At 64.0% G+C, this 18,649-nt stretch carries 13 protein-coding genes; 9 read left to right on the forward strand and 4 right to left on the reverse strand.

The features are described 5' to 3' along the window. A partial coding sequence (locus tag AC1DWT_RS31030) for an ACT domain-containing protein (RefSeq protein WP_477923581.1) occupies nt 1–365 on the reverse strand: 365 nt, incomplete at its 3' end. Nucleotides 366–833: 468 nt separating this feature from the next. Here AC1DWT_RS31030 and AC1DWT_RS31035 point away from each other — a divergent pair. Next, nucleotides 834–1,013 carry a hypothetical protein gene (locus AC1DWT_RS31035; protein ID WP_477923582.1) on the forward strand — a complete coding sequence of 60 codons (180 nt, stop codon included), beginning with the start codon at nt 834–836 and terminating at the stop codon, nt 1,011–1,013. Between the two features lie 231 nt (nt 1,014–1,244). On the opposite strand, the gene AC1DWT_RS31040 is transcribed toward AC1DWT_RS31035, so the two are convergent. After that, entirely contained in the window at nt 1,245–1,388 is a 144-nt protein-coding gene (locus AC1DWT_RS31040) for a hypothetical protein (RefSeq protein WP_477923583.1), read from the reverse strand. Nucleotides 1,389–1,767: 379 nt separating this feature from the next. Here AC1DWT_RS31040 and AC1DWT_RS31045 point away from each other — a divergent pair, with 379 nt between their 5' ends. From AC1DWT_RS31045 to AC1DWT_RS31070, 6 genes are all read left to right on the forward strand, one after another. Next, nucleotides 1,768–3,267, forward strand: a complete 1,500-nt coding sequence (locus AC1DWT_RS31045) for an aldehyde dehydrogenase family protein (RefSeq protein ID WP_477923584.1) — start codon at nt 1,768–1,770, stop codon at nt 3,265–3,267. Between the two features lie 60 nt (nt 3,268–3,327). Further along, nucleotides 3,328–4,287, forward strand: a complete 960-nt coding sequence (locus AC1DWT_RS31050; protein ID WP_477923585.1) for an AraC-like ligand-binding domain-containing protein — start codon at nt 3,328–3,330, stop codon at nt 4,285–4,287. A 370-nt stretch (nt 4,288–4,657) separates the two neighbouring features. Beyond that, the gene (locus AC1DWT_RS31055) at nt 4,658–5,080 is read left to right on the forward strand and encodes an SRPBCC family protein (RefSeq protein ID WP_477923586.1); all 423 of its coding nucleotides are present in this window, start codon (nt 4,658–4,660) and stop codon (nt 5,078–5,080) included. A gap of 277 nt (nt 5,081–5,357) precedes the next feature. After that, nucleotides 5,358–6,335 carry a cytochrome P450 gene (locus AC1DWT_RS31060; RefSeq protein ID WP_477923587.1) on the forward strand — a complete coding sequence of 326 codons (978 nt, stop codon included), beginning with the start codon at nt 5,358–5,360 and terminating at the stop codon, nt 6,333–6,335. A 132-nt stretch (nt 6,336–6,467) separates the two neighbouring features. Next, on the forward strand, nt 6,468–6,788 hold the full coding sequence (locus AC1DWT_RS31065; protein WP_477923588.1) for a 2Fe-2S iron-sulfur cluster-binding protein: 321 nt from the start codon (nt 6,468–6,470) through the stop codon (nt 6,786–6,788). A gap of 1 nt (nt 6,789) precedes the next feature. After that, nucleotides 6,790–8,067, forward strand: coding sequence for an NAD(P)/FAD-dependent oxidoreductase (locus AC1DWT_RS31070; protein WP_477923590.1), 1,278 nt, complete (start codon nt 6,790–6,792; stop codon nt 8,065–8,067). 899 nt (nt 8,068–8,966) lie between these two features. Here the strand turns inward: AC1DWT_RS31070 and AC1DWT_RS31075 are convergent. Both AC1DWT_RS31075 and AC1DWT_RS31080 read right to left on the reverse strand, forming a co-directional pair. Next, nucleotides 8,967–10,223, reverse strand: a complete 1,257-nt coding sequence (locus AC1DWT_RS31075) for an IS256 family transposase (protein ID WP_477923592.1) — start codon at nt 10,221–10,223, stop codon at nt 8,967–8,969. An 845-nt stretch (nt 10,224–11,068) separates the two neighbouring features. Next, on the reverse strand, nt 11,069–14,584 hold the full coding sequence (locus AC1DWT_RS31080) for a protein kinase domain-containing protein (RefSeq protein WP_477923594.1): 3,516 nt from the start codon (nt 14,582–14,584) through the stop codon (nt 11,069–11,071). 1,585 nt (nt 14,585–16,169) lie between these two features. On the opposite strand from AC1DWT_RS31080, the gene AC1DWT_RS31085 reads away from it, so the two are divergent. Beyond that, nucleotides 16,170–17,639: a nitrate/nitrite transporter gene (locus AC1DWT_RS31085; protein ID WP_477923596.1), complete on the forward strand. Its 1,470-nt coding sequence runs from the start codon at nt 16,170–16,172 to the stop codon at nt 17,637–17,639. 250 nt (nt 17,640–17,889) lie between these two features. Next, the gene (locus AC1DWT_RS31090) at nt 17,890–18,558 is read left to right on the forward strand and encodes a DUF8020 domain-containing protein (RefSeq protein WP_206015593.1); all 669 of its coding nucleotides are present in this window, start codon (nt 17,890–17,892) and stop codon (nt 18,556–18,558) included. Nucleotides 18,559–18,649: the final 91 nt, after the last annotated feature.

Here is an 18,649-nt window from a genome sequence, read left to right on the forward strand (position 1 = left end):
GTACACACCCGGGCCACGCCGGGGGTGTAGGCGCGGGAGAGGTCGTCGCGGTGTGTGAGCGGAACCGTCGGGTTCACCTCGAGCTTGCCGCCCAGATGCAGCAGGAAGGTACGGTCGCTGACCTTCCCGACGGTCACCCCGGGCACCTCGGCGATCGCGGTCGCGATCTGGTCGGCGTGCGCGACGTCCGAGGCGTCGCAGGTGAGATCGATGACCATGTGGTCGGGGTGGCTCTCGGCCACATCGAGCGCCGTCATCGCGCCCTTCACCGACGCAATGGCCGCCGCCAACGTGGACGTGGTACCGGCGCCGACCGGAGCGTGGACCCGAACAGTGATCGAATAACCGGGGCTGGGACTGGGCATGGGACGCTCCTCATCGAGTGACGAGCAGCAGGCGCCTACAGGGGCGTGACCCGATCGGCCCGCACGGCCGGCGCTTCCGCCGCAACATCTTCAGTCTGCGCGGCCAGCACCGACCCGGACAAGAGGACAATGACCCGTCCCGCGGCCCAGGATGGAAGACACACCCGGCGACCAGCCACCAGGCGCGAACACAGGACACCGCCGCTGCGGCGCCCCCACCGCGAGAGACAACCGAAAACGAGCAGGAGCCCATGACGGCACACAAGAATCCACCGGTCGGGCCCACCACCGATCACGAACGAATCCGCTGCTGGATCCAGCACCATCACGGGGCGCCCGCAACGACCACCCGGCTCCCGGCCCGCCCCGGGTCGTCGACGACGACGCTGCTGGTCGACTTCGCCGGTCTGCGCCCGGGATCGGGTCTCGAGCACATTTCCTGGAAGCAAGGGAATCGAACGACTTTCAGTGGATCTGCCGGCCGACCAGGATCCAGAAGACGTGAAGACGCAGGCCGTCGCTCAGTTGCGGACACAGGGCATCCGCACCTGGTCCGACCTGTCCCTACAGACGATCCTGACCACCGATGAGCCCGGAATCAGCAGGTACACCTTCACCTACTGGATCGACGACGACCACCGCCACTGACCAGCTAGAGCGACACCACTACTCGCGCAGGATCGACCCCCGGGCACACGGGATACAGGGCCCACCACCTTTCGACAGCGCCTAATAGACCCACCACGATCCATCGGCGACCTCCGGATACCTGCTGGCACGGAGGCGGGAGGCGCCTCGTAGCGCCTGCGCCGCCCGAATGGCGGCAGGTGGTCATCGTCTCAGCGCGATAGACGAGTGCGGTCGGACATGACGTCAGTCTCAGCTCTCGTCTGGTTGAGCGGCTTCGACGTCACCATCGTCGGCGAACAGCAACCGTCCGTCGTCGGCCGCGACAGCCCCGTCACGGGCCTCGTCAGAGCGCTTGCAGGTGTTCTCGATAGAGCATTCGCGCAACAGGCTCATCGCACCGAGGACCCGCGAGCTTACCCCGCCAATGCCGACGCCGAAGGGCCGCGAATCAACGGTCGTACGATCTCGCCGAGCACGCCGGCGAGGTTGTCGCCGAGACCTGCCCGGTATAGCGGGTATCTGGTAGAGGCGTTCCCAGGCAATTCGGACCTGCAGTGGGCTCCTTGCATACGGAGCATACGGGGAAAGGCCGTTCGGGATGCAAGCGATACAGCATTGGGTGAGGTGTGCACAAATGCGCAAACTGTGGTGCACGATTCCCATAACTGAGTGTGTCGCCCATCACCTAGCGTCGGCGGTGCACCGAAAACCTGACCGGATCCGAGCCCACCGCGGCACCGCCGGCTGAGACTGCAAACTGGAGAGTGCTCGTATGACAGCTGTTACTGAATCGGCAATCCGGCGCGATGTGCAGGAGTTCCTGGGGAGCGCGAAGAAACTCCTCATCGGGGGCGAATGGGTGTCGGCCGCATCAGACCGCACTTTCACGACCTACGACCCGGCCACCGGCAACGCCCTTACCGAGGTCGCGCGCGGTGGCGCCGAGGACGTCGACCGTGCAGTCCGGGCCGCACGCACGGCGTTCGACGAGGGCCCGTGGTCCACCATGAAGCCCAACGAGCGSGAACGCCTCATCTGGCGGGTCGGCGACATCCTCTCCGARCGCGCCGAGGAATTCGGTCAGCTCGAGGCGCTGGACAACGGCAAGTCGGCGGGCATCGCCGCGGCCGTCGACGTCGCCTGGTCGGCCGACATCTTCCGCTACTTCGCGGGCTGGGCCACCAAGATCGAGGGCAGCACGGTCAACGTGAGCATGCCGTTCGTCCCCGGCGGCCAGTTCCACGCGTACACGCTTCGTGARCCCGTCGGCGTCTGTGGACTGATCGTTCCCTGGAACTTCCCGCTGCTGATGGCCGCGTTCAAGCTGGCCCCCGCGCTCGCGGCGGGCAACACGGTGATCCTCAAGCCCGCGGAGCAGACCCCGCTCACCGCGATCCTGCTCGGTGAGGTGTTCGAGGAGGCCGGCTTYCCGCCCGGCGTCGTCAACATCGTCACCGGCTWCGGCGACGCCGGGGCCGCGCTGTCGGCTCACGACGACGTCGACAAGATCGCGTTCACCGGCTCCACCGAGGTCGGGAAGAAGATCGTCGACGCCGCCCGCGGCAACCTGAAGAAGGTGTCGCTCGAACTCGGCGGCAAGAGCGCCAACGTCGTGTTCGCGGACGCGGACTTCGACGCCGCCGTCACCGGATCGCTCAACGCCTGGCTGTTCAACCACGGCCAGTGCTGCGTCGCAGGAACCCGGATGTTCGTCGAGGACAGCATCTTCGACGACTTCACCGCCGCGGTCGCCGAGGCCGCGAGCCAGGTCAAGATCGGCCCCGGACTCGACCCCACCACCCAGCTCGGACCGCTCGTGTCGCAGGAACAGTTCGACAAGGTCACYGGYTAYCTGGCCGCCGGACTCGCCGACGGCGCCCGCGCCCTCACCGGCGGAAAGCGCTGGGGCGACACCGGCTTCTACGTCGAGCCGACGGTGTTCGTCGACGTGAAGCCCGAATTCAGCATCGTCGAGGARGAGATCTTCGGCCCSGTCGTCGCSGCGCTSCCSTTCAACGCSGAGGAGGGCGTCGCGAAGGCGGCGAACAGCAGCATCTACGGCCTCGCCGCCGGAATCTGGACCAAGGACCTGTCCAAGGCGCACCTCACGGCCCGYCAGCTCAAGRCCGGTTCGGTGTGGATCAACCAGTACAACGGGTTCGACACCGCCATGCCGTTCGGYGGMTACAAGCAGTCCGGKTGGGGRCGTGAGCTCGGGGCCACCGCCATCGACCTCTACACCCAAACCAAAGCCGTCAACATCGCACTATGATGCGGGTACGGCGAGTGTCGCCGTACGAGTCGAGAACCTGAAACAAGAATCGCACCCGATATGTCATCTCCAGCCGCTCCGGGCAACCCGCGAGAGAGTGTTCGAGAACAACTCGACAGTTGGCAGAACGCCCTCAGCGGAACGTTCTTTCCGATGCAGGTGGACACCCAGGTTGACCACGATTTCCGATGCGGTGTCGATACCCACCACATCGGCGGGATGCAGCTGTCAGTGGTGCAGGCGCGACCCGAAACCGTGGTTCGCACAGGAAAGCAAGCTCGAGCGGACGAGAGCGAACACTATTGCATCGCGTTTCAGCGAGCGGGAATCTGTACGTTTACACAGGACGATAGGACAACCATCCTCCGCCCCGGGCAGTTCACGGTGTACGACTCGACCCGCTCATTCGCATTCCGCTTCAGTTCACCACACACAACCGCGGTATCGATGTTCGACCGGAGCGCGCTGAACCTCGACGTATCCCAGATAGCCCGCGTGACAGCTACCGCAGTGTCAGGTAACGAGGGTTTGGGAAAACTGGTCTCGACGATGCTGCTTCATCTGGTTGACTCGCCGGGCGAATTCTCGGACGTTGTTTCGCGGAAAGTATCCTCCACCCTGCTCGACCTGGTGGAGACCCTGTACAGGGAAACTCTCTTGGATTCCAGCGATTCAGAATCCGCTCAGCGGTCATTCGTTCTCCGGGTAAAGGCATTCATCGAGGAAAATCTCGGGGAACCGCACCTCGCAGTCGGCGATATCGCTGCAGCCCATTTCGTTTCAGTTCGATGCCTGTACAAAGCATTCGAAAATGAGCAATACGGTGTCGCACAGTATGTACGACACCGCCGCCTGGAACGAATACGGAAACAGCTCGTCGACCCTCTGACAACTCGGCGTCCGGTCAGTGAGGTCGCGGCGACGCACGGCATGATCAACGAGGCCCATTTCAGCCGAATATTCCGTGAGAAGTACGGCGCCAGCCCCTCCGAGTACCGCAGGCTCTACGTCTCGGCATAACCCCCCCAACTGCCCCGGGCTCGCAGGTGACGCTCAGTTGCGCGGACGTAACCCACTGCACACCAGCACTTCCGGGAACGCAAACTGACACGATCGCCCCGGATAAGAGGGCGATCAACACAGTTTCCGACATCGCTTCCGCCTGGGGACAGTGGCATGTGTGGTGCCGCGCAGGACCTCGACGCCGTGCACAGAACGACAATGAGTTCTGCACAAACGAACAGAGATATGTGACCGTCGTCACGATACGATACGCATATCCGAAAAGGGAAGAATGCAGCGTCGCAGTTTCTTAAAAAACTTGTGCGCCCAGCCCTCGCGGGTGCCGAATAGCCACCACGCGCTCACGAATTAACTGAAAGAGAATCACATGACGAGCCTCAGAGCGGAAATTCTGATCGATGCACAACCGGACCGTGTATGGAAGATTGTCAGCGATGCGGCAAATATCAGCGAATGGTATCCGCTGATTTCCCAGTCACACCTCGACTCGAGCGGTGTGCGCCACCTCGAGTTGATCGACGGCAGCCGGGTCGAGGAGAAGATCGTCACCTCCGACGAGAACCTGCGCCGGTTCCAGTACCAGATTCAGGGGGGCGACCTCGCGGTCGATCACCATTTGGGAACCATCGATGTCATTCCCGTCGAGGACAAGACACTCGTCGTGTACTCGAGCGAGATCACCCCGGACAACCTAGCTCTGCTTGTTGACTCCGCAGTAAAGGATGCGCTGGCCGGCCTCCGTGGTCACGCTGCTGCCCACACGGGATGCCCCGCCGCGCTTGGTAACTGAGTCACACGTTCCTGACCTGAAAACGATTCCGTAGAAAGCGAGTGCCTCGATGACCACCGTTATCCCGAATTCTGTTGATACCGAACGATACTCCTCCGATATCGACCTATTTTCCGCAGAATCACTAGCGGACCCGTACGACGACTACCGACGCCTGCGCGACATCGGGCCGGCAGCATATTTGACCAAGTACGACATGTGGGGGACGTTCCGATACGACGAAGTCAAACGCGTCCTCGGTGATCCTCGCGCCTTCATCTCCGGCCGCGGCATCGCCATGAGCGACACGATCAATACCGCGTGGGGTGGCTTCGCGCCATTCAAGGATGGGGAGGAACACGCCGTCCCGCGCCGGATCATGATGCAGGGAATGGGCCCGAAAGCGGCATTGGCCTACCAGGAAAAGATCGATGTGGCCGCCAAGGAAGTGGTCGACCGGATCGTGGAAATGGGGGAATTCGACGGCGTGCCCGAGGTCGCGCAGCGGATGCCTGCTGCGGTCTTCATGCACGCTCTCGGTGCCGAACACGCCGTTTCCGGACCGGAAATGCTTCGGTGGGCGACGGATTCGTACAACTGCTGCGGACCGGACGGCACTTACGACGACACCCTTCCCAGCGTGGAGAAGCTCATCAACTTCGTCGCCACCAGCCTCGGCCGCGACCAAGTCAGGGCTGGCAGCCTGAGCGCGCAGGCCTGGGCGGCCGCCGAGGAGGGCAAGGTCACCGAAGAGCAGGCGTTGGGGATCATCGGCGTCATGGCTTTGGCCGGCCTGGACACTACCGCCAGCCTGATCGGCAATCTGCTGGCGCTGTTCGCGCGGCACCCTGACCAGTGGGCGATCGTCCGTGATGATCCTTCCTTGGTTCCGAGTGCAGTGCTAGAGGGCGCTCGGACGGAATCGACCGCGCAGTGGTTCACACGAGTGACCAGCTGTGACGTTCAGTTCGGTGAGATCACCATTCCGGCCGGATCGAGAATGATGCACAGCTACGCCTCGGCGAACAGAGACGATCGGCACTACCCGAACGCGCACGTATTCGACGTTCGCCGGAACCCGACCGACCACCTTGCCTTCGGTTACGGCCCGCACTCCTGCGTGGGCAAGAACATCTCCGGCCTCGAGGTGAACTCGCTGTTCAAGGAGTTGGCCAAGCGCGTCGACCGGATCGAACTGAATGGTGAGCCCCACTTGCACCCGAACAACATCATCCGCGGCATGGAGTCGGTGCCGCTCAAGATTCATCCGCGCTGATCACACCCCTGCAGTCGGGGGGTTCGCGCGTGTCCGGGCACACCCCGCCTGCAGGGCGCTGGCGCCCATCGAGCGGCATGGCCGCTCGGGGCGCTTCGTCAGAATAGTCACATCCGAAGGAATCGAAAATCAATGCCCAAGATCAATTTTCGCCACGGCGACGGAACCGAGACCAGTGTCGACGCGATACACGGAACCAGCGTCATGCAAGCTGCCGTAGGCGCCGGCATCGACGAGATCGTTGCCGAGTGCGGGGGCAACGCCATGTGCGCGACATGTCATGTGTATGTCGAAAGCGCAGACATCGCGCTGCCCGACATCAATGACGAAGAAGATGAGATGCTCGACAACGCACTCGCCCCCCGCCTGGAGACAAGTAGGTTGTCCTGCCAACTCCCGGTCACCACGGACATCGACGGGCTTGTAGTCACACTTCCGTCGACCCAATACTGACATGCAGACACATCGGTTTACCCCAGAGGACTGCATCGTCATCGTGGGAACGGGACAAGCCGGGCACCAGGCGGCGGTGTCGCTACGTGAGCAAACTTTCGCCGGCAGGATCGTCCTCATCGGTGATGAGCCCGACCTGCCGTACCAGCGACCACCCCTTTCCAAGGGCTACCTCGCCGGCCACACACCGGCTGAAGCTCTCCCGCTCCGTCCCGAGGACTTCTACTCGCGTCATGGTATCGAACTGCTCACCGGAGACTCTGTCACGTCGATCATCCGAGACAAGTGTCGTGTCGTCTTGTGCTCTGGTAAGGAACTCGACTTCACCCACCTCATACTTGCGGTGGGCACCGAACCTCGATCTCTCGCGGTTCCAGGAGGAAAGGCACAAGGAGTCTTCACGTTGAAGACTCCCGCCGATGCCGACTCAATTCGGGAACGCTTCCAGGGACCATCGCAGAACGTGGTGATCATCGGTGGCGGCTTCATCGGCATGGAGGTCGCCGCCGCAGCAGCAGCCTCGGGGCACCTTACCGCGGTCGTCGAGACTTCCGATCGGATCATGCAGCGAGCCGTCGATCCCGCCGTTTCGAGTTGCGTTGCGCGAGAACACCGGTCACATGGTGTAACCCTGATCAATGGCGCTGCGGTCACGGCCCTCACCATGCGAGGCGGGGCGGTCTCCGGTGTCGAGCTCGACACGGGAGCTGTCCTGCGCGCCGACACCGTTGTTGCAGGCATCGGCGTGGAACCGAACATCGCATTGGCACAGGCGTCCGGCCTTGCCATATCCAATGGGATCGTGGTCGATGACCAACTGCGCACTGATGACCCTCACATCAGCGCGATCGGAGACTGCGCTAACTATCCCAGCGTCCATGCGGGCCGCCGCGTTCGTTTGGAGTCCGTGCAGAATGCCGTCGATCACGCCCGACACGTGGCACGGCGTCTGATGCACGACAGTGCGCCATATGCCGCGGTTCCCTGGTTCTGGACCCATCAGTTCGACTTGAATATCCAGATTGCCGGCATCGCATCCGCCGACGACAGCACAATCGCCCATGGAGACACGGAAAGCTCCAGCTTTTCGGTGCTGCGTTTCAGGAACGACCTGCTCACATGCGTCGAATCGATTAATCGACCCAGCGACCATCTGGCTGCCCGCAAAATACTCACTGGCCCAAGCCGGCCCTCTTTCGGTGAGGTGCTCGCCGCGGACTTCACACTGAAGAGTTACGCGAAGTCGGCCAAGAATCACACCGATACCGTACCGGCGTAACCATGACGACCCCTACCCAAATGGTCACACCGGATGAACGTGACGATGACCTCTTGGTGCACTTCTTCCGACGGTGGTCCGCGTTCGGTGGAGGACCTGAGGAAGACATCATGGTCACCTTCGGAATCTCCAAACGAGAGTACGAGGACCGCCTCTCCGAACTCGCCTGCAGCTGTCGTATCCGCAGGTATCCCCCAGAAGTGAAGGAACTGATCCTCACGTTCTGCTCGTCGCGCCGCGCACGACGACCTCACGGTGCTCGGCAGCGGCCGTCGGCCACTTCACTGTCAACCGAGGCATCTCCCGGACGGTCCCGAGAACCGCTACAAGCAACGTAGGAACCCCTAGACATGCCAACCCCGACACTTCACGCCTTCATCGCGGTGCTCAACCTCGTTCGTCCCCACGGATTGGCACTCACCGCGCAGCACTTCGTGCGCGCGGTTGCACTCGCTCGCACGGAGGCGCGATAGGACCAGCATGTGCGTCGAAGATTACGACGCAAACCCATCGTCAATGCGGCCGCCGGCGTCGAATGACTTCCGCGCCGGGCACCCTCCTGGGCCCCTGAGTGCCGGCCCTTCACGCTGCCGACCAGGAGCGTCGACCAGATTCATGACCGTCTTACCCCACTTCACATCGTGTAGAGATCGGCGAAGGCGCCGATCCCCACCGGCCGGGGTACCCCACCTACCACCCACACGAACAGGATACGGGCCTCGAGAGTGCCGACACACCCGCGGTCAGGGACGGTCATCCCCCTCGCCCGCGCGGTTTGCCTCAATGAACCGCACCCTTCACGGCAGTGTCATTGCCTGCGCCCGGGACAGCGTCCCATGGGGTGGTGTACTTCGGATCGGTGAACCATCTGGTTCGTGATCAACGAGTCATTTTGTAGGTTATGCGGTTTCGAGTTCGGGTGTCAACGATTGCGGCGTCGTGTCGTCAGTCGAGGCGCGTTGTTTGGCGGCGATGATGACTTTGAGCTCGTCCATGCTGACGTCTGAGACGTAGCGGCGGGTGACCTGCCACTCGTCGTGCGCTTCGATCACCACCGCCGTCGCCAACCGGAGGAACGCTGCCGGGTTCGGGAAGATCTCGACGACATCGGCGCGGCGTTTGATCTCCTTGTTCAATCGTTCGATCGGGTTGTTCGACCAGATCTTCTGCCAGTGCGCTTTCGGGAACGCCCGGAACGCGAGCACGTCGTGCTTGGCGTCGCGCATCATCGACGCGACCTTCGGAAAGGACTTCGCCAACGTGTCCGCGACCTGATCCCATTGCGCGGCCACAGCCTCGGGATCGGTGTGAGCGAAGATCGTCTTGATCGCCGCCATCACCGGCGGCACCTGCTTCGACGTCACCGCAGACCCGACGTTGCGCATGAAATGCACCCGGCACCGCTGCCACGACGCTCCGGTGAACTGCTGCGCCACAGCAGCTTTCAACCCGGAATGCGCATCGGAGATCACCAGATGCACCCCCGACAACCCCCGTGCCTTCAACCCGACGAGGAACTCGCGCCAGAAATCGAACGACTCACTGTCGCCCACCGCGGTCCCCAACACTTCCCGGGTCCCGTCGATCGACACACCGGTCGCCACGACGAGGGCATGAGAGACCACATGAGCGCCGATCCGCACCTTGCAGTAGGTCGCGTCGAGGAAGATGTACGGAAAGGTCGTATGCGTCAATGTGCGGTCCCGGAACCGGGCGATCTCGGTGTCCAGTCCGGCGCAGATCCGTGAGACCTGCGACTTGGAGATTCCCGATTCGACTCCGAGTGCGGTGACGAGATCGTCGACGTTGCGGGTCGAGACGCCGTGGACGTAGGCCTCCATGATCACCGCGTACAACGCCTGATCGATCCGCCGGCGGCGTTCGAGCAGGCTGGGGAAGAACGAGCCGGACCGCAGTTTCGGGATCTGCACTTCGACGTCTCCGCTGGTGGTGGCGACGGTCTTGGATCGGGTGCCGTTGCGATAGTTGGTGCGCTCAGCGGTGCGCTCGTAGCGGCCGGCGCCGAGGGCTTCGGTGGCTTCGGCGTCGATCAATGCTTGCAGTCCGGTTCGGATCAGTTCGGCGAACACGCTCGCCGGGTCGGCGCCCCTGAGTGCATCGAGCTGGGTGATCAGGGCAGAATGGTCGTGGGTCATCGCGTGGTCCTTTGGTCGAGTCACTTTGGTCGGTAACTCGTTCATCACTACGCGATGGCCCACCCACACACTCGGAGCGACACGCCCGAGCTGCGGCTACGCTGCCCCACCGAATTCACACCACGCCGTGGGACTTACCCGCGCCCGGAGCTGTCGGGCACCATCACCGACCACGCGCACACACCGGTGGCCCTAGAACCCGGCACCGGCCTGCGGCGGCACCGAAGTACACCGCCTACGACTCCTGATCGTCGACACCCACCTCACGGTGGCTGACCCGCGTCGTCGCCTACGACACCGGCCTCGCGGTGAACCTGGCATTGACCGCCACCGCCGGCCCCGCCCGCCGCCAGGACCCTCCCATTGACCGACCCACACGACCCGTCCGCGCAGTGGTCCTACCTCGACTTGCGGCCTAGCACCACCGTCCAATCACCGCCGCCGATCCCTATGCCCCATCGCCCCGATGTGCCCACGCCTCAGCTGCCGGGATGTGCACCTACCGCGCGGAACCCCCGTACTGAATCGACGCCCACCATCACGCACCTGCCTATGCGATCACACTCGCCGTCAAGTGGCAATTGTAGTTCGGTCCGAACCGTACGGGAGTCGTTCCACATCGAGGCTGCACCCATCACATCCACTACCAGTGTAAGCCGTACCCGAATTTGATTGCTGCACAATATTTCTAAAGGTTCATTTGCGTCGGCGTGCGTCTACCACCTCACCTTCGCTGAATCGACCACGTCCCGGTGATCGACATCCACACCGCCACAATGCTGTTCGATCTGATGCATGCCTGAACTGCAGAAAACGCTCAACTTTCGTGGCATTGGTTTCGAGCACTACCCGCCCGCCGACACGTCCGCGGCCAATACCGACGACAAGAACGCCTCCGAGATCGCCGGCCAACGTGACGGCCAGCGCTGTTGCGTCTGAATGTCCCGCAACCGCGCAACAAGTCGCATCATCGGCGGTCCCTCGTCACACAGAAGCCTGATCACGCCCAGACCCGAGCACTGCGCGGCCAGCGGTACCAGAGCATCCACGGCCTCCTGCTCATCACCGGCGACGAGAACCGACACGACGTGCAACAGTCGCGCTCGCAGCAGCGCACGGGGACGCGCATGGGTCGCGATCCGCTCTACCAGGGCAGCTGCCCTCTCACGGGCACGGAGCGCGCTCGGCAGCGACTTCTCTGCCATCAGTCGCCGGATCGCCGAATCCTCCTCGAGTTCTGCTGTCACCTCGACGATCCCGTCCACCCGATCCGGCACAGGTGCGGGAGTGGCCGGGTCGCCCTCGGCCAGGTGCTGCGCAGGATCGGCGGCGGAGAGTCCCAACCTCGTCCGCTCGTTGCCGATACGGGCGGCCAGCCTCGGCAGCGCCAACTCGGCGGCGATCTGTGCACCGTCGTCCAGCCGCTGGGCAGCCGCTGTGATATCTCCCCGGATGGCCTTGATCCGGGATCCGGTGCCGAACGTGACGAGCATGAAATCGACGACACCGCCCTCCGAGCCGAGTTGATAGCTCTCGTCCAGCAGTCGCTCGGCCTCGTCCAACTCGCCACGCTCGTAGAGCAGATCCCCCAGCATCGCGCTTGCGAGCCTCGTGGAATACGAGTGGTGACCTCCCGCCTCACGCGCGAGACCATAGGCCAACCGAAAATACCGCTCGGCTTCGTCCACGCGCAGCATCTCGTTTGCCGCGATCCCGGAAAAGCAGTGCCCGTACACCCCAGTGAACGGCCCCGTCGTGCGCGCGTGGAAGGGCGCCCCCCACCCCTGCCACCGCTGTGCGGCGTCGAAGTCGAAGCGGTGAATCGCCTCGTAGGACGCGACGTTGGACGCAGCGGCGAGGACGAACGGGCGCAGGGTCTTCTGCCGGTCCAGGCAGTCCGACACCAACTCGGTCAGCCCGTCGATGCGGTCCCCGAACAGGTCCGCGACTCCCCTCACCAGCGCGGCGTCGACCCGCAGATCGGCCGTAGTGGTGTCCGCAGCGGGTAGGTCGGCGATACAGGCATCCAGCGATCGAAGTGATTCCTCCACGATGGTGTGGTCATGGTGGAGCAATACATGCGCCCAGGCGAGGGCGAGCTGCAGGTGGGGGCGATCGGCCGCCAGTGCCCGGGGAAGTTTGTCGATCAGACCCAATACCGACGCGAGCTGCGAATGCTCGATCAGCGCCAGCCCTCGTGCGTCGACCAGGTCCGCCGCGAGTTCCCGGTCCCCGGCGGCCAGTGCCTGACCGACAGCCTCGCTCAGCAGATCGTGCGCGGCGAACCACTGCGAAGCCGTGCGGTGCAGTTCGGCGATGCGCGCGGGATGATCGCGCTGCATGCGACGACGCAAGAAATCGGCGAACAAGTGGTGATACCGAAACCACTCTCGCTCGTCGTCGAGTGCACGGAGGAACAGATCGCGTTCCTCGATGTGTTCGAGTAGTGCTTGGCCGTCGTCGACGCGCGCGAGCACGGCCGCGAGATCACCGCAGAGCCGTTCGGTGACCGACGTCGCCAGCATGAAGTCGAGGATATCGGGTTCGAGGGCGCTGAGAACGTTCTCGGCGAGGTACTCGCCGATGCCTCGGTGCCGGCCCGACAGGTGGCTGATGAATTCGGCTGGATCGTCGCGCCCTCGCAAAGACAGCGACGCCAACTGCAAGGCCGCGACCCACCCCTCGGTGGAGTCCCTCAGGTTGGAGATCTCGTCCTGTTCAAGGGTCAGTCCACACATATCGACGAGGAACTCTCGGGATTCGTCCAGGTCGAACCGGAGAGCCGCGGCGTCGAGCTCGACGAGTTCATCACGGACCCGCATGCGGCTGAGTGGCAATCCCGACTGACTGCGGCTGGTGACCAGCACCTGCAAATGGTGGCACCCATGTTCAAGAAGGAATCCCATCGCGGCGATGGTCGCGGCATCGGTCGCTCGGTGCCAGTCGTCGATGACGACGGTCAGCAGCTCGCCTCGTTCGTGGATCTCGTTGATGAGGGTCGTGAGCACGTACCGGTCGGCCTGGTTGCCGTGTTCCTCGAGAATCTGTCCGAGTTCCGCTGCAAGATCGGGTCGGACGGTGCGGATCGACTCCGTCAGGTGTGCGAGGAACCAGACGACGTTGTTGTCGTCCGAGTCGATGCTCAGCCACGCGACCGCAACACCGGAATTGATCAGGGTGTCGCGCCACTGTGCGGCCAGTGTGCTCTTTCCGAACCCTGCAGGGGCGTGGATCAAGATCAATCGCCGGCGACTGGCGTCACGTAACTGTCCGGCGAGTCTACTGCGTGGCACAAGTGCCCGCGTGGGTGTCGGCGGCCGGTACTTAGTCGACGCGCTCGGCGGTTGCAGCGACGACCCGACGGGCGCAGGCAGCGAAGCGGCGTGTGTCTGAGTTGGCACATAGCTGACTGTGCCGGTGGCACGTTCTTGAACCGATCGAACAGGCGTTCGGTCTGTTTGAGTTGATATCGCCATCTCGTCGACAACCAGATCGTGACTGCGTTCGACCTCGCGGAATAAATTACCGAACTCCGCTGCGGTGCATGGACGGGCGCCTGGATCCCGAGCCATCGCGGTCTCGATCGCTGCGCGAACGTCGGCTGGGATGCCGGCGGACGGCAAACGCGGTGCTGGTTCGGCGGTAATGCGCAGGAATTGGGCAACGATCTGTTCACCGGACCGGCGCTCGAAGGCCGCATGCCCGGTGATGAGAGAGAACAGGGTTGCGCCGAGCCCATAGATATCGGATGCAACGCTGGGAGATTCGCCGGAAAGCACTTCCGGGGCCGTGTATGCCGGTGAACCGGTGAGCGCGCCGGAGTCCGTCTCGAAGCCGCCTTCGATACGTGCAATACCAAAGTCGGAGAGCTGCGGCTCCCCGTAGTCGGTCAGCAATATGTTGGCCGGCTTGACATCGCGATGGAGGATCCCCGCGCGATGTACGGTCTCGAGCGCTCCTGAAAGCTTCACCGCGATTCGGATTACCGACTCCCACCCCGTCGGTCCCTGGCGCCGGATTGCGGCCTCCAGTGAGTCGCACTGGTGGTACTGCATGACGATGAAGGGAAGGCCACTCTGAGTCGCCCCGATCCGCAGCACATTGACGATGTTCGGGTGCCCCGAGAGCTGCCCCATTGCGCGCTGCTCCCGCAGAAACCGCGCTCGATTCTCCTCGTCGAGCCCCGAACCCAGCACCTTAACGGCGACGACCCGGTCGAGCGATGGCTCCCGACACCGGAATACCACCCCGAACCCGCCGTGGCCGATCACCTCCACTTCCCCGAAGCCCTCGGCTTCAAGTTCAGCCTTGATCGTCGGGACCGCACCGCCGATGGGAGCGGAACCATCCGCGCCTACCATCGATCGCTCACCCTTGGGCCTGGGAGGCGGAGGYCGCGTCCTTGGTCCATCCCGCATCACCGATTTCCCAATCTTCTACCAGACGAGCGCCAGTCGACAGGCGGCTGCAAACGTTCGTCGCCCCACAGCTTACTCGGTTGGGATCCGCGAGTAATCGGTCACGGCACATGGTTCCGCTGTTCCACGGAGCGAGTCTGTTCGGGCTGGCTGATGAGCCCTACGGGGTGCCCGTCACCAGGAGGGAAGATTGAGAGCTGTTGGGCACCGCACCGGGCACCGGGCACCGGGCACCGGGCACCGGGCACCGGGCCGATCAGTGCCGCCGAGATCAAGGCCCGCATCGAGGCCAGGTTCCCCGACGACGGACCCCGGCCCACCCGTTGGACCCAACCCACCGTTCGCCCGACACCGGCACGGGGCACTCGCGAGGACCTCGAACATGAATACCAACGTGGCACTGCTGCTGGGATTGCTCGCCGGAAGCCTCGGCGGACGAACCGGCGGCAAAACGCCGCACACGGGCGCTCCCTTCCACCCGAACGGCTAACCACCGCGGCGATCACCTGCCACTGCGCGGCCCGGGCGGGTCGACGCACCAGCGGATCGGCTGAGCTGCGAGCCAAAGTGCCCGGGCGAAATATTCTGTCACACACGGCTATACGATTCCCGCGCGACACTGTCTGCCATTCTCACTTCCCCGGCATGATCCAGCGCCCCGCCCGCGGACGATGAGCCGGGCCGCCGGGTGTCCCCCGCCCTCACACCCGCCGCCGACATCAGGCCTCACTCGACATCCGCAGTTATTGACGCGGCCGAGGACGTCTCATCGCCCGGCGGTGAACCGACGTTGTGCAGTGCCCGCGAATACCCGATGCCAGTGAGCGTGCCGACCTCAGCCCAGTCTGCCGCGGGCCACCGGAGACGATGAATCAACTCGTTTGCGGACCAATCGCGGGAATATGTACCTCCGCGCCTTGTGACGAATCGTATTCCGCAGCTTGACATCAGAGCTGTCCCAGGTGCCTGAAACCACGTCCTATTATCCGCACGCCTGTCCGCCTCGCCCTCCGGCCCGATGCCGAGTCACACACCGCCGCAGTGCTGCTGTTGGGCACGGCCGGGGAAGATCGGACTGACCGCGGGACCGTCGAGCGCTGCCGATCAGTGACACGGATCCCCGACCAGGCATGATCGGCGACATCCTGCCCGACCTTGCCATGATGTCGCCTGCCTGGCCGACCTCGCCCCACCCCGGGCCATCCTGAAGCGTTCGGGCGTATCACCGTCGGTCCCGCCCTGCCTCCCATGATCACCGCCCCGCCGACCCCCCAAGACGATCGCAGCGATCAACACCTCCCGAGGGGTAAGGAAGACCGCATCGTCTACCGGTCGGGAAACATGCCCCAGACCAGGCCATATGCATGTGTAGAGCCTGTTGCCCAATGGTCACGGCATTGTTTCGAGGTGCTGTCTACGGTGCATGTGCCCGGGTGAGCGAAGTGTAAGCACACCGACACCACACGCCATCGAGCGGACACATTCCGCCCCTATGGTTCTGCGAATCTTCAACCTCAGGAGCTAAGCCGTGACAACACTATCTCAGCGACCTTCGCACTCATCCCAATCCCCCGTATCGGTCCGACATCGGATCGACAACTGGGACCCCGAGGACGTGGCCGCATGGGAGGCCGGCGGAAAGAACATCGCCCGCCGCAACCTCCTCGGCTCCATCCTGGCCGAGCACATCGGGTTCTCGGTGTGGTCGGTGTGGTCGGTGATGGTGCTGTTCATGCCCGCCGCGGTCTACCACATCGACGCCGCCGGAAAATTCTTCCTCGTCGCCGTACCCACCCTGGTCGGCGCGGTCCTCCGCCTGCCCTACACGTTCGCCACCGCCACATTCGGTGGCCGCAACTGGACCATCATCAGCGCACTGGCCCTCGCGGTGCCGATGACCTTGACCCTGTACTTCATCTCACGGCCCGAGACCTCCTACACCACGTTCATGATCGTCGCCGCATTCGCCGGACTCGGCGGCGGGAACTTCGCCTCCTCGATGACCAACATCAACGCGTTCTACCCACAACGACTCAAAGGCTGGGCCCTGGGACTGAACGCCGGCGGCGGGAACATCGGCGTCCCCGCCATCCAGCTGATCGGCCTGCTCGTGATCGCCACCTGGGGCAACCGCAGCCCACAGATCGTCTGCGCGGTRTACCTGGTGCTCATCGGCATCGCCGCCGTCATCGCGGCCCTGCACATGGACAACCTCACCGACCAGAAGACCGGCGCACGATCSTTGCTCGAGGTGCTCGCCTTCCGCGACTCCTGGATCATCTCGTTCCTCTACATCGGCACCTTCGGATCCTTCATCGGATTCAGCTTCGCCTTCGGCCAGATCCTGCAACTCAACTTCCTCGCCGGACTSACCAACGGCGCTCCGGCGACCCCCGCCATGCAGGCCACCGCCGCCCTGCACGCCGCCCAGATCGCCTTCATCGGACCGCTCCTCGGGTCACTGTCCCGCCCACTCGGTGGACGCCTCGCCGACAAGATCGGTGGCGGCAAGATCACCCTCTACAGCTTCGTGGCGATGGTGGCAGCCGCCGGTATCCTCGTCGTCGCCGGCACCGTCGACGACGCCACCCCCGGGGCCGCGAACACGACCATCATGACCGCCTACGTCCTCGGATTCATCCTGCTGTTCGTCATCTCCGGCATCGGCAACGGGTCTGTCTACAAAATGATCCCGGCCATCTTCGCGGCGAAAGCCGAGGCGCTGCACCCCCTCGATCCGCACTCCGCCGCCGCGTGGTCACGCACCATGTCCGGGGCACTGATCGGAATCGCCGGCGCCGTCGGCGCACTCGGCGGAGTCGGCATCAACCTCGTCCTGCGCGCGTCCTACCTCGGGGTACACAAGTCGGCCACGACAGCATTCTGGGTGTTCGCCGCGTTCTACATCATCTGTGCGGTGATCACCTGGACGATGTACCTGCGGCGACCGACTGCATCGACACCCTCACCGGCCGGCACCCTCACCCCTGCCGCCTGAACAACAACCTACGAAACGTACGGAAACGTACGGAAACGTACGGGTCGCCGATCCCACCCGCGGAATCGATTTCAGCAGAGCACCATCCCCGCCTTGCTGCTGCACAGCCAGTGTGCGGCGTCAACACCCTCACGACAATGACTCAGCTCTTCGGCCGCGTCGACCGACGCTGCCGTCATCCGCCGGCTYCATCCAGCACAGCAGGGACCATTCGGTCCCCGACACAATATCGAGAAGGAAATCCACGAGCATGAGAATGTCCACACTGATGGCCGTCGCCGCCATGACCATCGCGTCGATGGGAATCGCCGCCGGCACCGCCCACGCGGAACCCACCCCCGCCCCCTCCGCTCCCGGGGTCGGGTGGAACCTCACCCGCACCGGTGACCAGGTCATCGTCAACACCACGGCCGGGTCACTGAGCAACGAGAACAACCACCTGATCGTCCGCGACGCCTCGGGTGCCACCGTCGAGTCGGTACCACTGGCGATCGCTATCGACGGCTTCGCGCACCCCGTCGCCGCACAGATCAACGGCCGCACCGCAACCCTGACCACCGACACCAACCCGGCCACCGCCACCCCCGTCACCCTGCCGTTGCGGCAGGTCGACCTGCCCGCCGCAACCGCCGGAGTCAAGGACAACATCACCCTCACCGCAGCCGTCGGCGGCTTCCTCGGCGCCGCAACCGGTCTGGTCGGCGGCTGCCTCCTCGGCGCCGTCGCCGGGGCCGTCATCTCCGCACCGGCCGCACTGCTGCTCGGCGCCGGCCCAGTGGCCGGATGCATCGGCGGCGCACTACTGGTCGGCGCCGGCGCCTCCCTCGCCGGCACCGCCATCGGCGGCCTCGGCGCCATGGCAGCCAACGCGCAGCCGTTCATCACGCTACTGAACGCACCCCCGGCCCCGAAGAAATAACACCGCCCGCAGCGCCATCGCTGGACTACGTCCCCCGGTGCGGCCCGCGCTGGCGGGCCGCACCGCGGACCCTCCCATCACAGTCCACGCA

It is taken from the genome of Rhodococcus sp. P4_B6 (assembly GCF_056402215.1).

Excerpts from the sequence above, each read along its gene's own strand:
- AC1DWT_RS31040 (WP_477923583.1), bottom strand. The coding sequence starts at position 1,388 with ATGAGCCTGTTGCGCGAATGCTCTATCGAGAACACCTGCAAGCGCTCT.
- AC1DWT_RS31090 (WP_206015593.1), top strand. The coding sequence starts at position 17,890 with ATGAGAATGTCCACACTGATGGCCGTCGCCGCCATGACCATCGCGTCG.
- AC1DWT_RS31075 (WP_477923592.1), bottom strand. The coding sequence starts at position 10,223 with ATGACCCACGACCATTCTGCCCTGATCACCCAGCTCGATGCACTCAGG.
- AC1DWT_RS31070 (WP_477923590.1), top strand. The coding sequence starts at position 6,790 with ATGCAGACACATCGGTTTACCCCAGAGGACTGCATCGTCATCGTGGGA.
- AC1DWT_RS31050 (WP_477923585.1), top strand. The coding sequence starts at position 3,328 with ATGTCATCTCCAGCCGCTCCGGGCAACCCGCGAGAGAGTGTTCGAGAA.
- AC1DWT_RS31065 (WP_477923588.1), top strand. The coding sequence starts at position 6,468 with ATGCCCAAGATCAATTTTCGCCACGGCGACGGAACCGAGACCAGTGTC.
- AC1DWT_RS31080 (WP_477923594.1), bottom strand. The coding sequence starts at position 14,584 with ATGGTAGGCGCGGATGGTTCCGCTCCCATCGGCGGTGCGGTCCCGACG.
- AC1DWT_RS31060 (WP_477923587.1), top strand. The coding sequence starts at position 5,358 with ATGAGCGACACGATCAATACCGCGTGGGGTGGCTTCGCGCCATTCAAG.
- AC1DWT_RS31055 (WP_477923586.1), top strand. The coding sequence starts at position 4,658 with ATGACGAGCCTCAGAGCGGAAATTCTGATCGATGCACAACCGGACCGT.